This is a genomic window from Mesorhizobium sp. M1A.F.Ca.IN.022.07.1.1 (assembly GCF_003997575.1).
Classification (GTDB): Bacteria; Pseudomonadota; Alphaproteobacteria; order Rhizobiales; family Rhizobiaceae; genus Mesorhizobium.
The window spans coordinates 1-16,150 of record NZ_RZST01000023.1 but is presented as its reverse complement, the minus strand read 5'-3'; the positions used below and the strand labels follow the sequence as shown (position 1 = coordinate 16,150).

The 16,150-nt window shown below is 62.0% G+C and carries 19 protein-coding genes; 6 read left to right on the top strand and 13 right to left on the bottom strand.

Going from position 1 to position 16,150, the window contains the following annotated elements:
* Positions 1 to 147 precede the first annotated feature (147 nt).
* Together EOA75_RS05270 and EOA75_RS05265 are read left to right on the top strand one after the other, a co-directional pair.
* Positions 148 to 1,161 (top strand): LacI family DNA-binding transcriptional regulator, encoded by a 1,014-nt coding sequence (locus tag EOA75_RS05270; RefSeq protein ID WP_245322509.1) that lies wholly within the window; start codon positions 148 to 150, stop codon positions 1,159 to 1,161.
* Complete coding sequence (locus tag EOA75_RS05265) at positions 1,158 to 1,823, top strand: aldolase (RefSeq protein ID WP_095826166.1); 666 nt, start codon at positions 1,158 to 1,160, stop codon at positions 1,821 to 1,823. Before EOA75_RS05270 ends, EOA75_RS05265 begins: the two co-directional genes overlap by 4 nt.
* 181 nt (positions 1,824 to 2,004) lie before the next feature.
* Here the strand turns inward: EOA75_RS05265 and EOA75_RS05260 are convergent, their stop codons facing one another.
* Positions 2,005 to 2,523 (bottom strand): MarR family transcriptional regulator, encoded by a 519-nt coding sequence (locus EOA75_RS05260; RefSeq protein WP_127323785.1) that lies wholly within the window; start codon positions 2,521 to 2,523, stop codon positions 2,005 to 2,007.
* Between EOA75_RS05260 and EOA75_RS05255 the strand changes: the two genes are divergently transcribed.
* Both EOA75_RS05255 and EOA75_RS05250 read left to right on the top strand, forming a co-directional pair.
* The gene (locus tag EOA75_RS05255) at positions 2,496 to 3,170 is read left to right on the top strand and encodes a hypothetical protein (protein ID WP_127216267.1); all 675 of its coding nucleotides are present in this window, start codon (positions 2,496 to 2,498) and stop codon (positions 3,168 to 3,170) included. The genes EOA75_RS05260 and EOA75_RS05255 overlap by 28 nt on opposite strands.
* Before the next feature lie 104 nt (positions 3,171 to 3,274).
* On the top strand, positions 3,275 to 4,219 hold the full coding sequence (locus EOA75_RS05250; RefSeq protein WP_127323784.1) for a hypothetical protein: 945 nt from the start codon (positions 3,275 to 3,277) through the stop codon (positions 4,217 to 4,219).
* Between the two features lie 373 nt (positions 4,220 to 4,592).
* Here the strand turns inward: EOA75_RS05250 and EOA75_RS05245 are convergent, their stop codons facing one another.
* From EOA75_RS05245 to EOA75_RS05225, 5 genes are all read right to left on the bottom strand, one after another.
* The gene (locus EOA75_RS05245) at positions 4,593 to 5,963 is read right to left on the bottom strand and encodes a TRAP transporter large permease subunit (RefSeq protein WP_127323783.1); all 1,371 of its coding nucleotides are present in this window, start codon (positions 5,961 to 5,963) and stop codon (positions 4,593 to 4,595) included.
* A 3-nt stretch (positions 5,964 to 5,966) separates the two neighbouring features.
* The gene (locus EOA75_RS05240) at positions 5,967 to 7,067 is read right to left on the bottom strand and encodes a TRAP transporter small permease subunit (protein ID WP_067320504.1); all 1,101 of its coding nucleotides are present in this window, start codon (positions 7,065 to 7,067) and stop codon (positions 5,967 to 5,969) included.
* 60 nt (positions 7,068 to 7,127) lie between these two features.
* A complete protein-coding gene (gene dctP, locus EOA75_RS05235; protein WP_127323782.1) occupies positions 7,128 to 8,243 on the bottom strand; it encodes a TRAP transporter substrate-binding protein DctP in 1,116 nt (371 codons plus the stop codon).
* Positions 8,244 to 8,294: 51 nt separating this feature from the next.
* The gene (locus EOA75_RS05230) at positions 8,295 to 8,669 is read right to left on the bottom strand and encodes a hypothetical protein (RefSeq protein WP_127323781.1); all 375 of its coding nucleotides are present in this window, start codon (positions 8,667 to 8,669) and stop codon (positions 8,295 to 8,297) included.
* A gap of 213 nt (positions 8,670 to 8,882) precedes the next feature.
* Positions 8,883 to 9,455 (bottom strand): DUF1003 domain-containing protein, encoded by a 573-nt coding sequence (locus tag EOA75_RS05225; RefSeq protein ID WP_095827618.1) that lies wholly within the window; start codon positions 9,453 to 9,455, stop codon positions 8,883 to 8,885.
* Positions 9,456 to 9,637: 182 nt separating this feature from the next.
* On the opposite strand from EOA75_RS05225, the gene EOA75_RS05220 reads away from it, so the two are divergent.
* Together EOA75_RS05220 and EOA75_RS05215 are read left to right on the top strand one after the other, a co-directional pair.
* Positions 9,638 to 10,270: a hypothetical protein gene (locus tag EOA75_RS05220; protein WP_127323780.1), complete on the top strand. Its 633-nt coding sequence runs from the start codon at positions 9,638 to 9,640 to the stop codon at positions 10,268 to 10,270.
* A gap of 256 nt (positions 10,271 to 10,526) precedes the next feature.
* Entirely contained in the window at positions 10,527 to 11,501 is a 975-nt protein-coding gene (locus EOA75_RS05215; protein ID WP_095826172.1) for a nucleoside hydrolase, read from the top strand.
* A 158-nt stretch (positions 11,502 to 11,659) separates the two neighbouring features.
* On the opposite strand, the gene EOA75_RS05210 is transcribed toward EOA75_RS05215, so the two are convergent.
* From EOA75_RS05210 to EOA75_RS05180, 7 genes are read right to left on the bottom strand one after another with little or no spacing between them, the layout of a single operon-like run.
* Positions 11,660 to 12,559 (bottom strand): DUF3618 domain-containing protein, encoded by a 900-nt coding sequence (locus EOA75_RS05210; protein WP_127323779.1) that lies wholly within the window; start codon positions 12,557 to 12,559, stop codon positions 11,660 to 11,662.
* Positions 12,556 to 12,948 carry a phage holin family protein gene (locus tag EOA75_RS05205; RefSeq protein ID WP_127323778.1) on the bottom strand — a complete coding sequence of 131 codons (393 nt, stop codon included), beginning with the start codon at positions 12,946 to 12,948 and terminating at the stop codon, positions 12,556 to 12,558. Before EOA75_RS05205 ends, EOA75_RS05210 begins: the two co-directional genes overlap by 4 nt.
* Entirely contained in the window at positions 12,945 to 13,772 is an 828-nt protein-coding gene (locus EOA75_RS05200; protein WP_245322510.1) for a hypothetical protein, read from the bottom strand. The genes EOA75_RS05205 and EOA75_RS05200 overlap by 4 nt, the downstream gene beginning before the upstream one ends.
* Positions 13,738 to 14,067, bottom strand: coding sequence for a hypothetical protein (locus EOA75_RS05195; RefSeq protein ID WP_095827615.1), 330 nt, complete (start codon positions 14,065 to 14,067; stop codon positions 13,738 to 13,740). Before EOA75_RS05195 ends, EOA75_RS05200 begins: the two co-directional genes overlap by 35 nt.
* A gap of 2 nt (positions 14,068 to 14,069) precedes the next feature.
* Entirely contained in the window at positions 14,070 to 14,429 is a 360-nt protein-coding gene (locus tag EOA75_RS05190; RefSeq protein WP_067320534.1) for a hypothetical protein, read from the bottom strand.
* A complete protein-coding gene (locus EOA75_RS05185; protein WP_127323777.1) occupies positions 14,429 to 15,649 on the bottom strand; it encodes a divalent metal cation transporter in 1,221 nt (406 codons plus the stop codon). Before EOA75_RS05185 ends, EOA75_RS05190 begins: the two co-directional genes overlap by 1 nt.
* Positions 15,646 to 16,077: a hypothetical protein gene (locus tag EOA75_RS05180; RefSeq protein WP_127239686.1), complete on the bottom strand. Its 432-nt coding sequence runs from the start codon at positions 16,075 to 16,077 to the stop codon at positions 15,646 to 15,648. Before EOA75_RS05180 ends, EOA75_RS05185 begins: the two co-directional genes overlap by 4 nt.
* Between the last annotated feature and the right edge of the window lie 73 nt (positions 16,078 to 16,150).

Here is a 16,150-nt window from a genome sequence, read left to right as displayed (position 1 = left end):
CGGATAACATGGATTGGCAGCGCTGCCAACGAAAAAGTGGCAGCGCTGCCAACAATTGTTTGAAAAGGTTGCCGCGACATGGCAAAAGAGATGGACGGAAGCGAGGACGGTCGAGTGCGACGTCGCGCTCCAGCGGGGAGATCGAAAGTGGCCGACGAGCTGGCCGACGGCACGCCGACGGGGACGACGACCCTTACCGATGTCGCACGCGCGGCCGGCGTCGGCGAGAGCACCGCCTCGCGCGTGTTGCGCGGGCACGGTTCATTTTCGGCCAAGACACGCGAGAGCGTCCTCAATGCCGCGAGAAGCCTCGGCTATGTGCCGAACCGCATCGCCGGCACGCTGGCCTCGACCGGCTCCAAGCTGGTCGGGATCGTGATACCGTCGCTCAGCAACATCGTCTTTCCGGACATGCTGCGCGGCGCCAACACGGTGCTGGTGGGCGCCGGGTTCCAACCTGTCGTCGCGGTGACGGACTACGAACAGGGCCGCGAGGAAACCCTCGTCGAGTCGCTGCTTAGCTGGCGTCCGGCGGGCATGATGGTGGCCGGGCTCGAACACACCGAGCGTACCGTGGCCATGCTCAGGCACGCCCGCATCAGGGTCGCCGAACTGCTCGATTCCGATGGCGATGGCATCGACATCGTCGTCGGTTATTCCAACCGCGAGGCGGGAGGCGCGAGCGCGCGTCATCTGGTCTCGCGCGGCTATCGGCGCATCGGCTATGTGGGCCACGATCTCAGCCGCGATCTGCGCGCCGCCAAACGCTTCGCCGGATTTCGCTCGGCGCTCGCAGAGGCAGGCCTTGAAGTCGCCGCGGAAGAAATCATTCCCTCATCTTCGTCGATCGAGGCCGGGCGCGAGGGTCTCGGCCGGCTGCTCGGGCGCGCCCCCAATCTCGATGCCGTCTATTTCTCTAACGACGACATGGCGATTGGCGGTTATTTCCATTGCCTTGCCCGCGGCATCGCCATCCCCGGCCGGTTGGCGATTTTCGGCTATAACGGCCTGGACGTCGCCCGCGCGGCGCCGCAACCGCTTTCCACCATCCGGACGCCACGCGTCGCGGTCGGAGAGACCGGCGCCCGGCTGGTCTGCTCCGACGGGCCGCCGACGAAGATCGATCTCGGGTTCGAACTGATCGAGGGAGCCACAACATGAGCGAGGCCAAACTTCGCGAAGAGATATGCCGCTTCGGCCGTTCCCTATTCGAGCGCGGGCTGACACCGGGATCATCGGGCAATATCAGTCTGCGGCTCGATGACGGCGGCTGGCTTGTGACGCCGACCAACGCATCGCTGGGCTTTCTCGATCCGGCTCGCCTTGCCAGGCTCGATGCGCAAGGGCGGCTCGTCGCGGGCGATGCGCCGACCAAGGAAATCCCCCTGCATACCGCCCTCTACGAGACGCGGGCAGCAGCGCGTGCGATTGTGCACCTGCACTCAACCCATGCGGTGGCCGTCACCATGCTTCCCGAGATCGATCCCAAGTCGGTCCTGCCGCCAATGACGCCGTACTATCTCATGCGCGCCGGACAGACGGCTTTGGTGCCATATTTCCGTCCCGGAGACCCTGCGGTAGCTGATGCAATCAAAGGGCTCGCCGGACGCTACTCTTCGGTGCTGCTCGCCAACCATGGTCCCGTCGTCGCGGGCGAGACGCTCGAGGCAGCGGTATTCGCTACCGAAGAGCTGGAGGAAACGGCAAAGCTCTATCTGCTTCTGCGCGGCCTCAACCCCCGCTACCTGTCACCGGAGCAGGTCAGCGACCTGGTGCGGACTTTTGGGCTCTCGCTGCAGGAGCATGGTGCGCACGACCACTGAGACCCGATTTCGACCTTCGTGAGGCGCTCCTGGATTGCATAGGTTGGGGGGTATTACCTGAGCATGTTGCTATGGGCGTGCGCTTGTTGAAGATGTCCTGACGGCCGGCAGCCTTACGAGATACAGGGCTGGCTGCTACCGAGTTGCGGTCGAGATTGCTTCTCTCTCGCGCTGTTCGGCACTAGCCGTTCCGGCGGCGGGCGGACAGTCGCCCCGGACCGTCGCTGTCTATCGGTCGCGTTGCGGTCAGGCCGGCTTCGATGGATCTGAGAAGCTCAAGCGCGGCATTGAGCTTGCGTGTGTCGCCGCCGGCGGCCTCGGATACGGCAGTTGCCCACTCCTTGCGCACCAGGGCGTAATTGTGGGCTCCCCGCCGGGTGCGATGGACGCTGACGCCCCGGCGATCTTGCGGGTCGACATGGCGCTCGATCAGCCCCTTGCCTTCCAGGTCGCGCAGCACGGTGGAAACATTGGTGCGCTGCAGCCCGGTCGCCGTCGCGATCTGGCTGGGCGTTGCGGAAGCGTGCGCAACCAGGTGGCGCATCACCATGCCCTCCGATTGCGACATCGACAGCGCTTTCTCGTCCCTGTAACCGCGAAACTGAATCTCACGGGCAATGATGAGGATGGGGTCGGCCAGGTCCGCCCAGCGAACAGCCGGGGGAGCTTTGCGTGCGGACGAGTCCGGATCGGTTTCCATGGGGCGCAGTTTACAGACTTCAAGATCTCCTTGCGCTTTACGGCACCGACGAGCCGCTTCCGCAACGGAGGCTTCTTGCCGCCGGACCGCTGACCGCCGTTCTCGAGGACGGCAATCTGCGGACGATCTGTTTTGCCGGCGTGGAGGTGGTTCGGGCGATCAACTATCTCGCGCGCGATGCGTCCTGGGGGACTTACAAGGCCGAGCTTTCCAACATGCGAATTTCCGAGGACGGCACGTCGTTCGAGCTTCGCTATGACGGACTCTGCGCCGGCCCGCAGGGACGTTTCGCCTATCGCATGAAGATTCGTGGCGACGCGTCGGGCGAGCTGACCTTGCAAGCGGATGGCGTGGCGCTCACCGATTTCCCCACCAACCGCATCGGTTTCGTGGTGCTTCATCCTTCAGAGGCGGCGGGCAAAAGGCTGACCATCCGGCATAGCGACGGAAGCATCGAGGAGACGACATTTCCCAAATTGATCAGCCCGGACCAGCCTGCCTTCGACATTTCAGCGCTGACGCACGAGCCAGCACCCGGCCTGGTCTGCGCCGTCGCCATGGAAGGCGATGCCTTCGAGATGGAGGACCAGCGCAACTGGACGGACGCGTCGTTCAAGACGTATGTGCGGCCGCTCGCAAAGGTGTAAAGGACATACAGCGCGTCACGGTTTCCGTGCGCGCCGAGACATCGGCGCCTGGACCGGCTATCCGCAGTCCAGCAACCCTGACCCTTGGCGGGCCTGCCGGGCGGATGCCGTCGATAGCGCTGTTCGTCGATCCCGACCAACTGCCGGCAGCCGTCGCCGGCGCGGCTTCGCTTGGCCCGGTGCCGGAGATCATACTGCGCTTCGACAGCGCGCGCGGGCATGATCGGCGCGTGCTGGAAAAGGCAGCCGAGCTTGCGAGCGCGCTTGGCGCCCGGCTGGCGGTCGAGGCGATCTTTGATGCGATCCAATCTGGGGCCGAGGCCCAGGCCCTTGCAGCTATGGTTCGCTTGGCAGGCGTTGAACCGAGCGCCATTCTGGTTTCACCACGGCGCGAATTCAAGACACGCCCCTCGAACCATTTGCCTAACGGTGAGCGACCGATTGACGAGATCGTGCAGGCATTGCGGGCTGTCGGTCGCGCTTGCCCGATTGGGGCTGGTACGCCCTCCCTATTCACCGAATTCAACCGCAACCCGCCGACCGGCAATGCGGATTTCGTCTTCTTCGGCAACAGCGCCATCGTGCATGCCGCCGATGAGCAGTCGGTCATGGAAACCCTGACCGTTTATCCTGCAGTCATGGAGACGGCACGGCAATTGTGTCCCGGAAAGCCGATCTGGCTTGGGCCTTGCACGATCGGCTTGCGGCACAATCCCTATGGGGAGGCGGTCGCAGCCAATCCCGGAAATAACCGGGTTCCCGCCGCCGGCACCGACCCGCGTCAGCGGGCATTGTTCGGTGCCGCCTTTGCCGTCGGCGTCGCGGCCCGGGCCGCTGAGACAGCCGCTGCGCGGTTGATATTGGCAGCACCGACTGGCCCCTTCGGTCTCTTGAACGAGGACGGCTCCCGACGACCTTGCAAGCCGTCCATGCCCAAATCGCTGAGGCCGCCGGCGTCGAACGCTATGGGATTTCGAGTGATTGGCCAGGCGTGGCAGCAATTGCCTTTCGTCGCGGCAACACGATCCGCGTGCTGGCGGCCAACCTGACCCCCGTGCCGATCGACATAGCGCTATCCTCGGATGCTAAACTGCTTTGCGTTGCAGGTGAGGACACGAAGCCGGCGAAGTCCCCGCTGACCACCCATACATTGGGGCCGTACAACTCTGTCGCTCTTCAGTTTGTCCAAACACCAAGTCGACCAGACGGCAGGCCCAGGAAAAGCTGAACGTCAAGATACGCAATCCAAAGCGGGATGTCTCGTCTCCCAGCTATTTGCGTGGGCGGGATGATGGCGCCCGGCAGGAGCATGGAGTGCGCGGACAGGCCTCAAGATCAGCAGCTTCTGCAGGCGAGCGGCGCCTCTGAAGCGCTGAACCTTCGATTGTTGAGTCGGCGTCGAACCGCCAAAGACGTGTGCGGTCAACCGCCTCGGTACATGAGCTTCGGCAGCCAAATGACGATCGAGGGGAACACGATGCACAACCCTACTCCGATCGCCTGCAGGCATAAGAAGGGAACAGCGGATCGGAAGATCGTCGCCATCGATATCTCCGGTGGCGCGACACTCTTCAAGTAAAACAGTGAATAGCCGAACGGTGGGCTCAGGAACGCCATCTGCATGTTGACCATGAAAATGACGCCATACCACAGCGGCACGTCTTCAGGAGCCACACCGGCTAAGCCGAACGTACCGCCGAATTCGAGGGACTTAAGGATGGGCAGAAATATCGGTACGGTGAGAAGGAGAATGCCCACCCAGTCCAGAAACATGCCCAGGACGAACAGGATGATCATCATCAGAACAAGAATGCCGTAAGGCGCGAATCCAGTTCCGAGAATGGATTCGGCGACGAAGCTCTGCCCGCCCTTCAGGATGAAGAAGCCGACGAACATGGTGGCTCCGAAGAATATCCACATCACCATCGCAGTCGCCTTGAGGGTCGCCACGCCGGCTTCCCGGATCGTGTCCCAAGTCAGGCGGCGATGGGCGGCGCAGACGATGAAAGCACCGAATGTGCCGATGCCGGCGGCTTCAACAGGCGTTGCTATGCCAAGGAAGATGACTCCGAGCACAAGCAGGATGAGCAGAATGGGCATGAACGTGCGGCGCAGAAGCCTCAGCTTCTCCCCAAAGCCGATGCGCTCGCTCGGCGGCAAAGCCGGGCCGAGCTTGGGGTTGATGTAGCAGCGCGCCGTGACATAGAGGACATACATCCCAGACAGCAGCAGCCCTGGGAATACCGACCCGATCAAAAGCTCGCCTAACGACTGTTGCGCGACGACGGCGTAGACGATCGCCATCACCGAAGGCGGTATGAGGATGCCAAGCGTTCCTCCGGCGAGCAGCGAACCGCAGGCGAGCTTTGCGTCGTAGTTGCGGCGGAGCATCGCTGGCAGAGCGATCATGCCCATTGTCACTTCCGTCGCACCGACGACCCCAACCATTGCTGCGAGCAGGGTGCACGAGATTATGGTGGCCGAGGCAAGTCCGCCTTTCAGCCCACCCAGCCATTTATAGACGACGTCAAACAGCTCCTCGATGATGCCCGCTTTCTGAAGGATCGCGGCCATGAAGATAAAAAGCGGCACCGCCGAGAGCTGATAATCCGTCATGAAGGGAAAAATCCGCGACGGCAGCATGTTCAGCATGGCCGCATTACCGAATAAGAAGAGGAAGAGAACGGCGAGGCTGCCCGTGCAGAAGGCCATTGGCAGCCCGAGCAATAAAAGAACGCCCAGTCCGCCGAACATGAGGATGCTCAGCCACAGGATTGGAAGCTCGAGACCCATGGCTTAGCGGAGCCTTCTTGTTGCGGTCGCGATGTCACGCATCAGGCGAGACACGCCTTGAAGCAGCAGCAGCGCGGCGCCAACAGGAATCGCCAGCTTCACCGGCCAATATTGAATACCCCACTCGGTGAAAGAACTCTCGCCCACCGCCATCGCGTCGCTGGCAAAACGCCAGCCGGCAACGAGCATTGTACCCACGAACAGGAAAAAGAATGCCGAGGTGATGATATCGCAGATCGCCCGGCCACGTTCGGAGAGGTGGCTGTACACGATGTCGACCCTGACATGGGTCTCATCGCGATAGGCATAGGCCCCAGCCAGCATGTATTGCATACCGAACATCAGAAACATGCTCTCGTGCACCCAGTTGGTCGGGGAGTTGAAAACGAAGCGGGCGACCACCTCGTAATAGTACGCCATGACCGCGAGGACCGACCAATAGGCGACGAACTCGCCTGTCACTCTTACAAGCCAGTCGACCGGCCTAAATGGCGCAAGAGGCTGTTTGACGGGCGTCGCGGGCACATCGACGACGATCTCATGGTGGGTTGCGGCGCGCCCAGTCTCACGGGCGCGGGCGCGCCGCACAAGACCGGGTATGAGAAGGGCGTCGCCGACAATAATGAGACCGAGCAGAAGTCCCGCAATCCGGCTGATGCTGCTGTCCCACTCGAGCCCGTGAACGGCCGCCGTCAGATTGTTGCGCGCCGCCGCGGCCTCAGCCTCAGCTTTTGCAAGTCGATCGGCAGCCCCCTGCTTGTTGGCTGCCGTATCTGCCTTGGCACGCGGCAACAGTCTCTCGGCGTGCTCGCTCTGGGATCGCGCGAGTGAAACTGCCTCGCGTCCATCGCGCACCTGGGTGCTTGTCCAAAGTACCGCGATGAAGAACGGGATAAAAATGAATCCCCACCTGCTCTTCAGATAGAAGCGGTGCATGCCGAGGAAGCCGGCTGTGACCAGGAACAGATAGGCAAGAAACAGGTTTGGACGGCCGGGATCACGCTGTGCCCGTTCTCGATGGACAAAATGAACGGCGGCCAGCGGAAAGACCGCGAGGGTTAACCAGTAGAGCCAGTGCGGCAGCACAAATGTTAGGGAAGGCATCGGCGAACGCCTGCTGCAGGAGCGAGCGCCCGTCCGGCTCAGGACGGGCGAAAAGAGGGTTCACAGGTTGATGGTCAGCCCCTGGTACATGTCCGGAGTGACATAACCGACTGTCGGGTTCTCCATGACCTCGAGCTGCAACTTGAAGATGCGCGCTGCGTCCTTGTCCTTGTTGGTCCACTCGAACCAGATGGGCACCGCGATTTCCTGGAACTTCTGGAGGTCCTCCGGTCCAAGCCGATTGATTTCAATGCCGGCATCAAGGAATTTTTGCCAAGCCTCCATGTCGGCCTTCTGGATCGAGCCGAAATGGGCATTGGAATAGACTTGGATCTCGTCTTCCACGAACTTCTTGAGGTTGTCCGGGAGTTGGTTCCAGACATTCATGTTGACGGCAAAGTCCATCAGGTCGACGGGCTGGTATACGGACATCAGACCGGCTGGACCCATGGAAATGTACTTGGTCACCTGCTGGAAACCGAGGGCCCAGTTTACGGCCGGACCGGTGTAGTCGGCGGCATCGATCGTGCCCTTTTCCAGCGCGGAGAACACCTCGCCGCCCGGCAGCAACGTCGTCTTGGCACCGGCTTTCGCAAAGGTTTCGGCGATCATGCCGCCCGGTACGCGCAGTTTCAGATCCCTAAAATCCTCGATTGAGCGGATCGGTGTCTTTGAGTGGATGATGTTCGGGCCGTGATGAATGCGGTTGACGTAGTAAAGGCCTTGTTTCGCATAAAGGTCGCGCGCGGCCTGCAGACCACCTTTTGAATAGAAAAAGATATCCCATTCGTGCGGATAGCGTAGCCCCAACGTGTAAGAGGACAGGAACGCCGTAGCGGGAAGCTTGCCGGCCCAATAAAGTGAAAACGAGTTCATCGCTTCCAGTACGCCGTTCTTCACCCCGTCGAGGAGTTCGAAGTCACCAACGATATCCTTTGCCTTGAACGGCTGAAATTCGAGTTGGCCTCCGGTTTTTTCCTTGATGGTGCCACACCAGTTTTGGAAGGTTTCAAGTCCGACACCCGCCGGCCACGAGGTTTGGATTTTCCAGGTGATTGCGTCTGCGGCTCCGGCCCTTCGAACCCAGGGCGCGGTGACCGCCGTCGCCGTTAGCCCAGCGAGTCCACTCGTCTTCAGAAACTTTCGCCTTGATTGGGAACGCGATTCTCCGTCCATTGCTTTCCTCCCTGTTCGGCAAGCGGGCAAATGATGGGCCCGTCGCCGGTCTCAAATCGCAAAATCAATGACGCAAAGGATGTCCCGTTCTTGTGGGACCAGAGCTGCCTCCTTTTTCGCAGTCGTTTCCAGCCGGATGCCAACGCCATAAACGATAGCGACAGGGACCGGCGCAGCCTGTAAATAACATAACGCGGCGCAATCATTTTCAACCACTGCGCGCCCGATCCATAGTATGCCTGTGCGGCTGTAATAAATCCATTGGTGAGTCACGCCCAATGACGCGCTCGGGGCGTCGATCTGATGCTTCAGAATTGGGATTGGGGTAAGAGCCATCGGCTCGTACTGAGCGAGTCCTTGCAGGCCCGCGAGGTCAGTCAGATGTAGGACGCGCGAGTTGCTGGTGATGAGCTGTTCGACACGCAATGCTGAATTGCGCGATTGAGATGGGGCACACTCAGTCCGAGCGCGTCCGCCATGACTTCCCCATGCGGTATAAACCAGCTCTGGCAAATGGCGTTCGGGCGTCTTCCAGTATTTGCGCAGGCGGGATGATGGCGGCGCCCGGCGGGAGCATGGAGTGTCGTGATAGGCCTCAAGATCAGCAGCTTCTGCTGGCGTCCGGTGGATACGGATCGGTCAGTCGACCGTCGCTTGACCCGTTGCCTCCTTAATCTTGTCCAAGACCGCTTCAGGCGCCACGTCGCGCTTCAGCTCCTTCAACTCATTGTCTGCTTCCGTCGGAACATCCAGGCGCTTCGCGATCTCCTCGACCAGTTTGATGAGCTTGGTCGTCTCATGCTCGTTGAGCAGGCTCACCTGCAGATCGAGGTCTGCCCGCGCATCATCCTGGGCGGCCATGCGGTTCTGGTTGATCAGTACGAACGTTGAGAGAAAGATCGCCTCGACCGAGGCGAACATGGCCAGAATAACCAGAGAAGGATCCCAGGGTTTGATAAAGTTCACGATCCCGAAATTTAGGCCGATCCAGGCGCCAAAGAAGACGAGGTGGATGTAGACGAACATCATGCTGCCGGCAAACCTGCTGATTGCCGCCGCCGCGCGCTGCTCCAGCGATGCTGCCTTGGCATCGCGCTTCCGCCTCTCGACCAGTGCCTCGATGTTCCGCGCCAGGGCAGGGGCGAGCCCTTCCGCTGCCGGCGTGGTCGGAGTGGCGTAGCCCTGGTCCTCTGGAGCGGCTTTGGGATTCATTGTTGTCTCTCCCGTCTAGGCAGCCTAACTCGCTATTTGGCAATTCGCTCCATTTCACCGCTGTCCAGAGTGCCGAACGAGCGTCTTGTCCGGCGATCCTGCCCGATGCAACAGCGGTTGCTGCAGACCGGTGCAGGCTCGCTTCGCGTTGAGTTCGCAGGGCAGGACTCCTACTTAAGGGGATGCCCGCGAGCAGAAAAATCGATTCGACTGCACGGCTGGTTGCAGAGTGGCCGCTATCCCCGGCGGCGACGCTTGGATCGTCGGTGCGGGCGAGGGGCATTTTTCTTGAAATGCGCGCTCGCCTTCCGACGGACTTGAGAAGCCTGCTCCATACCGAGTCCCGGGTGCTTACCTTGCGTCTGCCGGAGGGCTCCCATGCCAATGTTGAGGCCGCATCGGCGATCGTGTCCAAAGCCATGCAGGACATCGAAGACCTGCCCGTCATGCCTCGCGAGGTCGAGGACATTCTGACGATCTCGGCGGGCGAGCGTCACCGCTGGCTCAAGGCCGGCCGCTTGCAGAGCGCCGGGACGCGGACGGTGAAACTGCGTGGGCGCGCGAGGAAAATCACCTTCCACGTTTTTGATCCGCGCCTGATCGAGGATGTGCTCGACCGTGACCTTGTAGCGGTCTGGCGCGAGGAAGACGCTGCGAGAGCCGCCGAGAACCGACGCCGAGCCGCTGCAAAGGCGGCGCTCAAGCGCTCGCAAAAGAGCCGCGGCGCGGCCGCAACCGACGACAGCCAAAGCGAGGCAGTCCACTCCAACCTGCGCGGCTGGGAAGACTTCGAGCGCAACGGGCTCCTCCGCTGAGGTAGGGAGCGCCGTGTCATCTTTTGGGCGGACCGCAGGGCCCTTTGAGGACAGCGATGTCGGCCTCGCGGTCCCCACCGGGCGGCGAGGAGACCGGCGCGCCGAGGAGAAACGCGCCAAGCGCGTCACCCGGCGACATATTCACGATACCCTTCGGTGGTGACACTCGGAGCCACGATTCTGTTGGCCTCGCCGCTCGAAGAAGGCTGGCTAAGATAATTGGCGGCAGTGTGGGAAAGAGCGTGACCATAGAGACATGACAAAGCAGAGAATTCTTTTTGATACCGATCCTGGCGTAGATGATGCCCTCGCGCTGCTTTACCTGCACCGTCATCCGAACATCGAACTGCTCGGCATCACAACTGTCTTCGGCAACGCATCGATATCGGTTACAACGCGCAATGCCAGGTTCCTCGCCGAGGCTTGGGGGATCAAAGCGCCCGTTCACGCCGGTGCTTCCGTTCCGCTAAACTGGTCCGGGGCGCCGCACCCCTATCCTGTCCATGTTCATGGCGCGAACGGGCTGGGGGATTATCCTATTGCCCAGGAAGCGCGGGAGGAGAAGGACACTGCCGCGCGATTCATCGTCGATACCGTCCGGCAGAATCCGCGTCAGGTGCGGTTGCTTGCTGTCGGAGGCCTGACCAACTTGGCGCGGGCACTGGAGGCCGATCCGGCGATAGCAGATCTAGTGCAGGACGTCGTCGTCATGGGTGGCGCGTTCGAAGTCCCTGGCAATGTGTCGCCCGTTGCCGAGGCCAATATCTATGCAGATCCGAAGGCAGCCGATCGAGTGTTTGCAGCCTCGTGGAAAGTGACCGCGGTTCCGCTCAATCTCACAAATCGAACGGTGATGACGCGACAGGATCTCGCCGCGGCCTCGGAAGGTGCCGATGCCGCCATGCAAATGGTAGCCGCACTGTCGCAAGGCTACATCGACTTCTACTTGCAATGGGGCGAAGCGGGTATGCTTGTGCACGACTGCAGCGCCGCAGTCTACCTGACCGACCCGCACTTATTCGCCACCCGATCCGGTTCGATCGTCGTATTGGAGGACGGCCCGGCGGCAGGTATGACCGTGCAGAGACTGGGCGCCGCCAGTTATTCACCGAACAAATGGGATCAACGTCCAATGCAGTCGGTGTGCGTTGGTGGCGATGCTGCAGGAATCTTGGCGAGGATTTACGCTGTCTGCAGGGGAAGTTTCGCGGAGCCATCCCCAAAAAGCTAAAAAGGCTCGCTCCGGCGAGAGAGCCGCGATAGCGCGCCCGAGCCTGTGGCGCGGCTTCTACCCACAGCCATCCAACGGGTCGGGCTCGAATGGTTCACCAGGCCCGACTCGAATGTTCCTCGAACGCGATTCTTGCAAATCGATCCGGTCTGTTCAGATCAGGACTTGTTCGTTGTCGACGGTTCGGTATCGGACAGCCTCCGGTGCACCGCCTCATCGGCTTTGTCGGCGGCGGACTTGACGACATCGCTGACCTTGTCAGCGAGCGTACCTTCGCTCGACGCCTGCCGTCCTGCTTCGTCGCTGGCCGCCTGGTAGGCTTCGGCTGCAACCTGCTTCACTTGGTCGACGCCCTTCTCGAGCGCGTCCTCGGCCCTCTCGCGAAGCTGTTCGCGATAGCCGCCGAGCCGCTCGTCTTCGAGTTGCGTGTGGGGCAGCATCGCGCCGATCGCTGCTCCGATCGCGAGACCGACAGCAGCAACTGCCAGAGGCTGATCCTCCATCAACTGCTGCGCGGAACGAGTGGCCCTCGTCGCCATGTCGGCCGTGGCTGTCGCCGAGTTCGTCAGCGTCTCCGCCGCGCCGCTTGCCAAGTCAGAAACGCTACCGGCTGCGCTGCTCGCCATGTCAGACATGGTGCCGGCCGCACTGCTGGCCATTCCCGAGACAGTGCCGGCCGCACCGCTGGCCATGTCGCCGACAGAGGCATAGGTGTCCGAAGTCATGGCTCCGGTTCCAGCCGTAGATGTGCCGTCATGGCGGTCGGAACCGCGACGGGTCGCGTAGCCGGGCGCGGCGGTTGCGGCGGAAGCGCCGCTGCCCAGCATCAGCCAGGCCAGACCGGCGCCGATTACGGTTAGTGGCAGAGGATTGTCTCGCACCTGAGCCTTCAGGTTGTGGAGCATGTCGGAGCCTGCACCGCCGCTGAAAATACCGGTGAACTCATCGAAGAGCTGGCCGGGCGTCATCTTGCCTCGAATGGACTCGGCGGTCGCCACCACCCTTGCTCGCGTGGCCTCGGCTTCGCGTTCGAGTTCGGCTGCGGATTTGTCGCTCATCTCGCTTGTTCCTTGATTACGTTCGCGTCACGCTTCAGTTGCTCCTGCGTACGGTCCGGCGCGAGCTCGGAGGGCGACATGCTTGCCATGCCGGTGCGCAAGAGGATGACACCCAGCACGGCAACGACCACTCCTACGAGCAAGGCGGACCAGCCGGCGCCCAGGCCGAGGCGGGTCAGGGCAATGACGAGCGCTTGCAGCAGCACCATCAGCGCGGCGAGGAGACATACCGCGCCGCCCAGAACCCCGACGGCGCCGGCCTCCGCTTTAGTCACGCTCTCGGATAGCTCCGCTCGCAGGAGTCTGGCCTCCGTTTGCACCAGCGTGCTCACCTGCTGTGCCAGGTCGGCGACCAGAGTGCCGAGGCTTTGGTTGTCTTGAGTGTTCATTTCTTTAGCTCCGCTGCCTTCCTGGGAGCGCCGCCGTCGACGCCCCAATTGGTCGTCGCGTCATCCCATGGCTCGCTCGCCTGCGCACCAGTCTGCCTGCTCGTTTCCCTACCAGTCTTCCGTGGCGTCGCTGCGCTCTGCCCCGCGCGGCGTGTTTCCGGGGGAGAAGCCTTGATGAACCGTCCGAGCGCCAGTCCTGCCAGCACCGAACCAGCGATCAGAGTGCCGGGATTTTGGCGGCCGAAGTTCTGAATTTCCTCAAGCACCTCGCCGAAGGGCTTCTGCTTCAACGAGGAGGACAGCCTCTCCAGTCCGCCTGCCGCATCCCGCATGAAATTCGACGCCGAGCTCTGGTCGCTGTTTGCCAGATGGTCGCTTGCCGCACGCAGAGCGCCGCCGAATGCCGCCAGGCTCGATCCGATGTCGCGCTGCGTTTCCTCGGCCCTCTCCGACAGGACCTCCTGTGCTTCCGACGCATAGTCGACTGCCCTGCGAGCGACCTCGTCGCGGGCATCGTGGAGCGCTTCGCCGGCGCTTTGGGTTTCTTTCTTAACTCGATCGGAAACTTCGGTCTTCGCCTTGGCGAAGTCGGCCGGCTCGCGGCCCTGATTATTTTCGCGCTGCATGACGCCTCCTAGTGAAAGCCGAGAAAGGAGAGTATCGCGAGCACAACCACGATGAGACCGATAAGATAGATGACACTGTTCATGGCGCAGGCTCCTCCTTGCCTGTTCCAACTTCGCGCTGGCCGCGATGTTCCCTTTCGCGACCAGGATTTTTTGTAAGTAGCTACTTACCCCGATCGGCGCCTCCGAAGCCGGCAAGCTCGTCATCCGAACAGAGCAGCCGCGGCTGCGCCGGATCGGAGATATCGAGCTTGTCCCAAGGTATGCGGTAGAGGCCCTCGCGGCAGCGCAGCGCGAAAAAGTCGAGCAATGCCGTGCCGATGGCCGAGGCCGACAGGCGTTCAAAAGCTGCGAAGATGCCGACATGGAATTCGGTGACGACGAGGTCGTCGCCGTCCTGCTCGGCGATGACCTCCTCGATATGGCCGATGCTCCTGCCGCCCTGCGTGAGAACGCGCCGGCCAGCCAGATGCTCGAGATTCACATTTGCCATCCTCAGGCTCCCGGGATTCGGCCGACGATGCGATCGCGCAGCCAGCTCTGCCAGGCCAAGATCTTGGTCCTGCGCACGTCGATATCGAATTCGATGTCGACGCCGATGTCGCGCACCTTGGTCCAAGCGATGCGATGCGGCCGTGCCTGCTGCTTCCCGCTCAGCCTTGCGGCCAGCCGCGCCGTTAATCGCCCAGGCCGAGCGCCAAGCCGTCGGGCCAGCGCAATCGCGCCAAGCTCGACCGCAACGACCCTCGGCGGCTTGCCCTGCCTCAGCTCGGCGACCAGTCCATCCACCTTGCCGATCTTGACCTGCTCGCGGTCGACGACCTGCTTGTCCAGGATATCGCGCAGCAGCTGCATCAGGTGCCTCCGAATATCTGCAGGGGAATAGTCACCACCGCCAGCACGAAGCCGAGCGCGATGACGAAGATCACGGCGGCATTGGAGATGACGCCGTTGCGGTGCTGGCCGACATAGCGCTCGTCATTCAGCAGGAAGAGGAACGGCACGACCGTCAGCGGCAGACTGGCGGCGGTCAACGCCATTGAGAAGATGGTGAGCCTCAGCGGGTCGAGACCAAGCGCTATCGGAACGGCTGCAAGAAAAAGCGTGAGCGTGTAGACGAGACTGAAGCCGGGATCGTCGCGCGGCTTGAGATCCTCGCCCCAGATCCAGCCGAACCCTTGCGCGACGAGATAAGCCTGCTGCAGCGCCACTTCCAGAGCGGCTCCGAAACAGGCGATGCCGAGCGATGCGACGAAAAGGACGAAGCCCCAGAAGCCGAACACCGAGATCAGCATCAGCGGGAGCTGGTTGTAGTCGTCCACATGGTTCACGCCATGGGCGCCGAGCACAAGCGCGGCCACGATCAGCACGGCCACGGAGATCGTTCCTCCGAAGCTCATGCCGAGACCGGCAATCGCCCGATTGGTGCCGAGATAGCTCTTGTCCCATTGATCCTCGACCGCGCCCGAGGAATAAAACATGAAAAGGTAGGGCGAGATGGAAGCACCGAGGATGCTGACGGCCATGAACCAGTAGTTCGCCGTATCGTGTTGCGGCAGGCTGGGCACGGCACCGGCAGCCACCTGTTTCCATTCGGGCTTTAGCATCACCGCTGCGACGACGAAGCAGAGCGTGATCAGGCCAAGCATCGACACGCCTTTCTCCATGAGGCCGAACGTGCCTTTCCACAGCAGCAGCCATGCGAGGAAAGCCGCTGGCAATGCCCACCATTGAAAGCCGATCCCGGTGGCAAGCTCGGCAGCAATGGCAACCCCGCCTATTTCTGCCGAGAGGACCAGGAAATTGACCAGCAGGACTGCAAGCAGCGGCCAAAGGAAAGCATTGAAGCCGAAGCGTTCGCGGATGCCGTCGGCGATGGTGTGATGGCTCACGGCGGCGAAGCGACCGGCCATCTCGACCAGGAAGATGATGCAGATGGTGCCGAGCACGATCGCCCAGATGAGTTGGAAGCCGAACAGGGCGCCTGCCTGCGCCGCTGTCGCCATCGAACCGACCTCCAGGAAGCCACCAACGCTGGTCACGACGCCAAGCGAAATTTCCAGCAGCTTCTTCATCGTTGCGGCGCGAAATAGCCGCGATAGGCCGTGGCGAGATCCGCCTGCGCGGCGCGAAGCTCGTTGCGTGCCCGGCTGGCCTGCGCCTGCTGTCCGGCCTCGACCGCGCTGTCGGCCCCGCTTGCCGCGGTGGACAGCCGGCTGATCGCCGCCTTCAGCGTGTCTCGCGTCGCAGGATCGGACGGCGAGGCCGATTCCACTTGCCGGCCGGCATCGGCGAGTGTCTCGGCGAAGGATTGTAGGGCAGAGGACGCGTAGTGGGACGGCGCGGCGCCGGAGAGCCAGGCATCGGTGACCAGCACCGCCGCCTGCGCGGTCGAGGCGGCACGCTTCGATTGCTGTTCGACGGTTTCAGACGAGGAGCAGGAAGCAAGTGTCAGTGCAAGCACCTGCAGTAAAGGCAGTTTTCGCCGAGCGATGCTGCGCAATGCTTCCTCTCACTGCTGCTGCTTCGAACATGGAGATAAAGCGGCGTGGATCGGAAGGTTCCCCGCCGTAGGC

Excerpts from the sequence above, each read along its gene's own strand:
- EOA75_RS05265 (WP_095826166.1), top strand. The coding sequence starts at position 1,158 with ATGAGCGAGGCCAAACTTCGCGAAGAGATATGCCGCTTCGGCCGTTCC.
- EOA75_RS05260 (WP_127323785.1), bottom strand. The coding sequence starts at position 2,523 with ATGGAAACCGATCCGGACTCGTCCGCACGCAAAGCTCCCCCGGCTGTT.
- EOA75_RS05250 (WP_127323784.1), top strand. The coding sequence starts at position 3,275 with ATGCCGTCGATAGCGCTGTTCGTCGATCCCGACCAACTGCCGGCAGCC.
- EOA75_RS05245 (WP_127323783.1), bottom strand. The coding sequence starts at position 5,963 with ATGGGTCTCGAGCTTCCAATCCTGTGGCTGAGCATCCTCATGTTCGGC.
- EOA75_RS05240 (WP_067320504.1), bottom strand. The coding sequence starts at position 7,067 with ATGCCTTCCCTAACATTTGTGCTGCCGCACTGGCTCTACTGGTTAACC.
- dctP (WP_127323782.1), bottom strand. The coding sequence starts at position 8,243 with ATGGACGGAGAATCGCGTTCCCAATCAAGGCGAAAGTTTCTGAAGACG.
- EOA75_RS05225 (WP_095827618.1), bottom strand. The coding sequence starts at position 9,455 with ATGAATCCCAAAGCCGCTCCAGAGGACCAGGGCTACGCCACTCCGACC.
- EOA75_RS05220 (WP_127323780.1), top strand. The coding sequence starts at position 9,638 with ATGCCCGCGAGCAGAAAAATCGATTCGACTGCACGGCTGGTTGCAGAG.
- EOA75_RS05215 (WP_095826172.1), top strand. The coding sequence starts at position 10,527 with ATGACAAAGCAGAGAATTCTTTTTGATACCGATCCTGGCGTAGATGAT.
- EOA75_RS05210 (WP_127323779.1), bottom strand. The coding sequence starts at position 12,559 with ATGAGCGACAAATCCGCAGCCGAACTCGAACGCGAAGCCGAGGCCACG.
- EOA75_RS05205 (WP_127323778.1), bottom strand. The coding sequence starts at position 12,948 with ATGAACACTCAAGACAACCAAAGCCTCGGCACTCTGGTCGCCGACCTG.
- EOA75_RS05195 (WP_095827615.1), bottom strand. The coding sequence starts at position 14,067 with ATGGCAAATGTGAATCTCGAGCATCTGGCTGGCCGGCGCGTTCTCACG.
- EOA75_RS05190 (WP_067320534.1), bottom strand. The coding sequence starts at position 14,429 with ATGCAGCTGCTGCGCGATATCCTGGACAAGCAGGTCGTCGACCGCGAG.
- EOA75_RS05185 (WP_127323777.1), bottom strand. The coding sequence starts at position 15,649 with ATGAAGAAGCTGCTGGAAATTTCGCTTGGCGTCGTGACCAGCGTTGGT.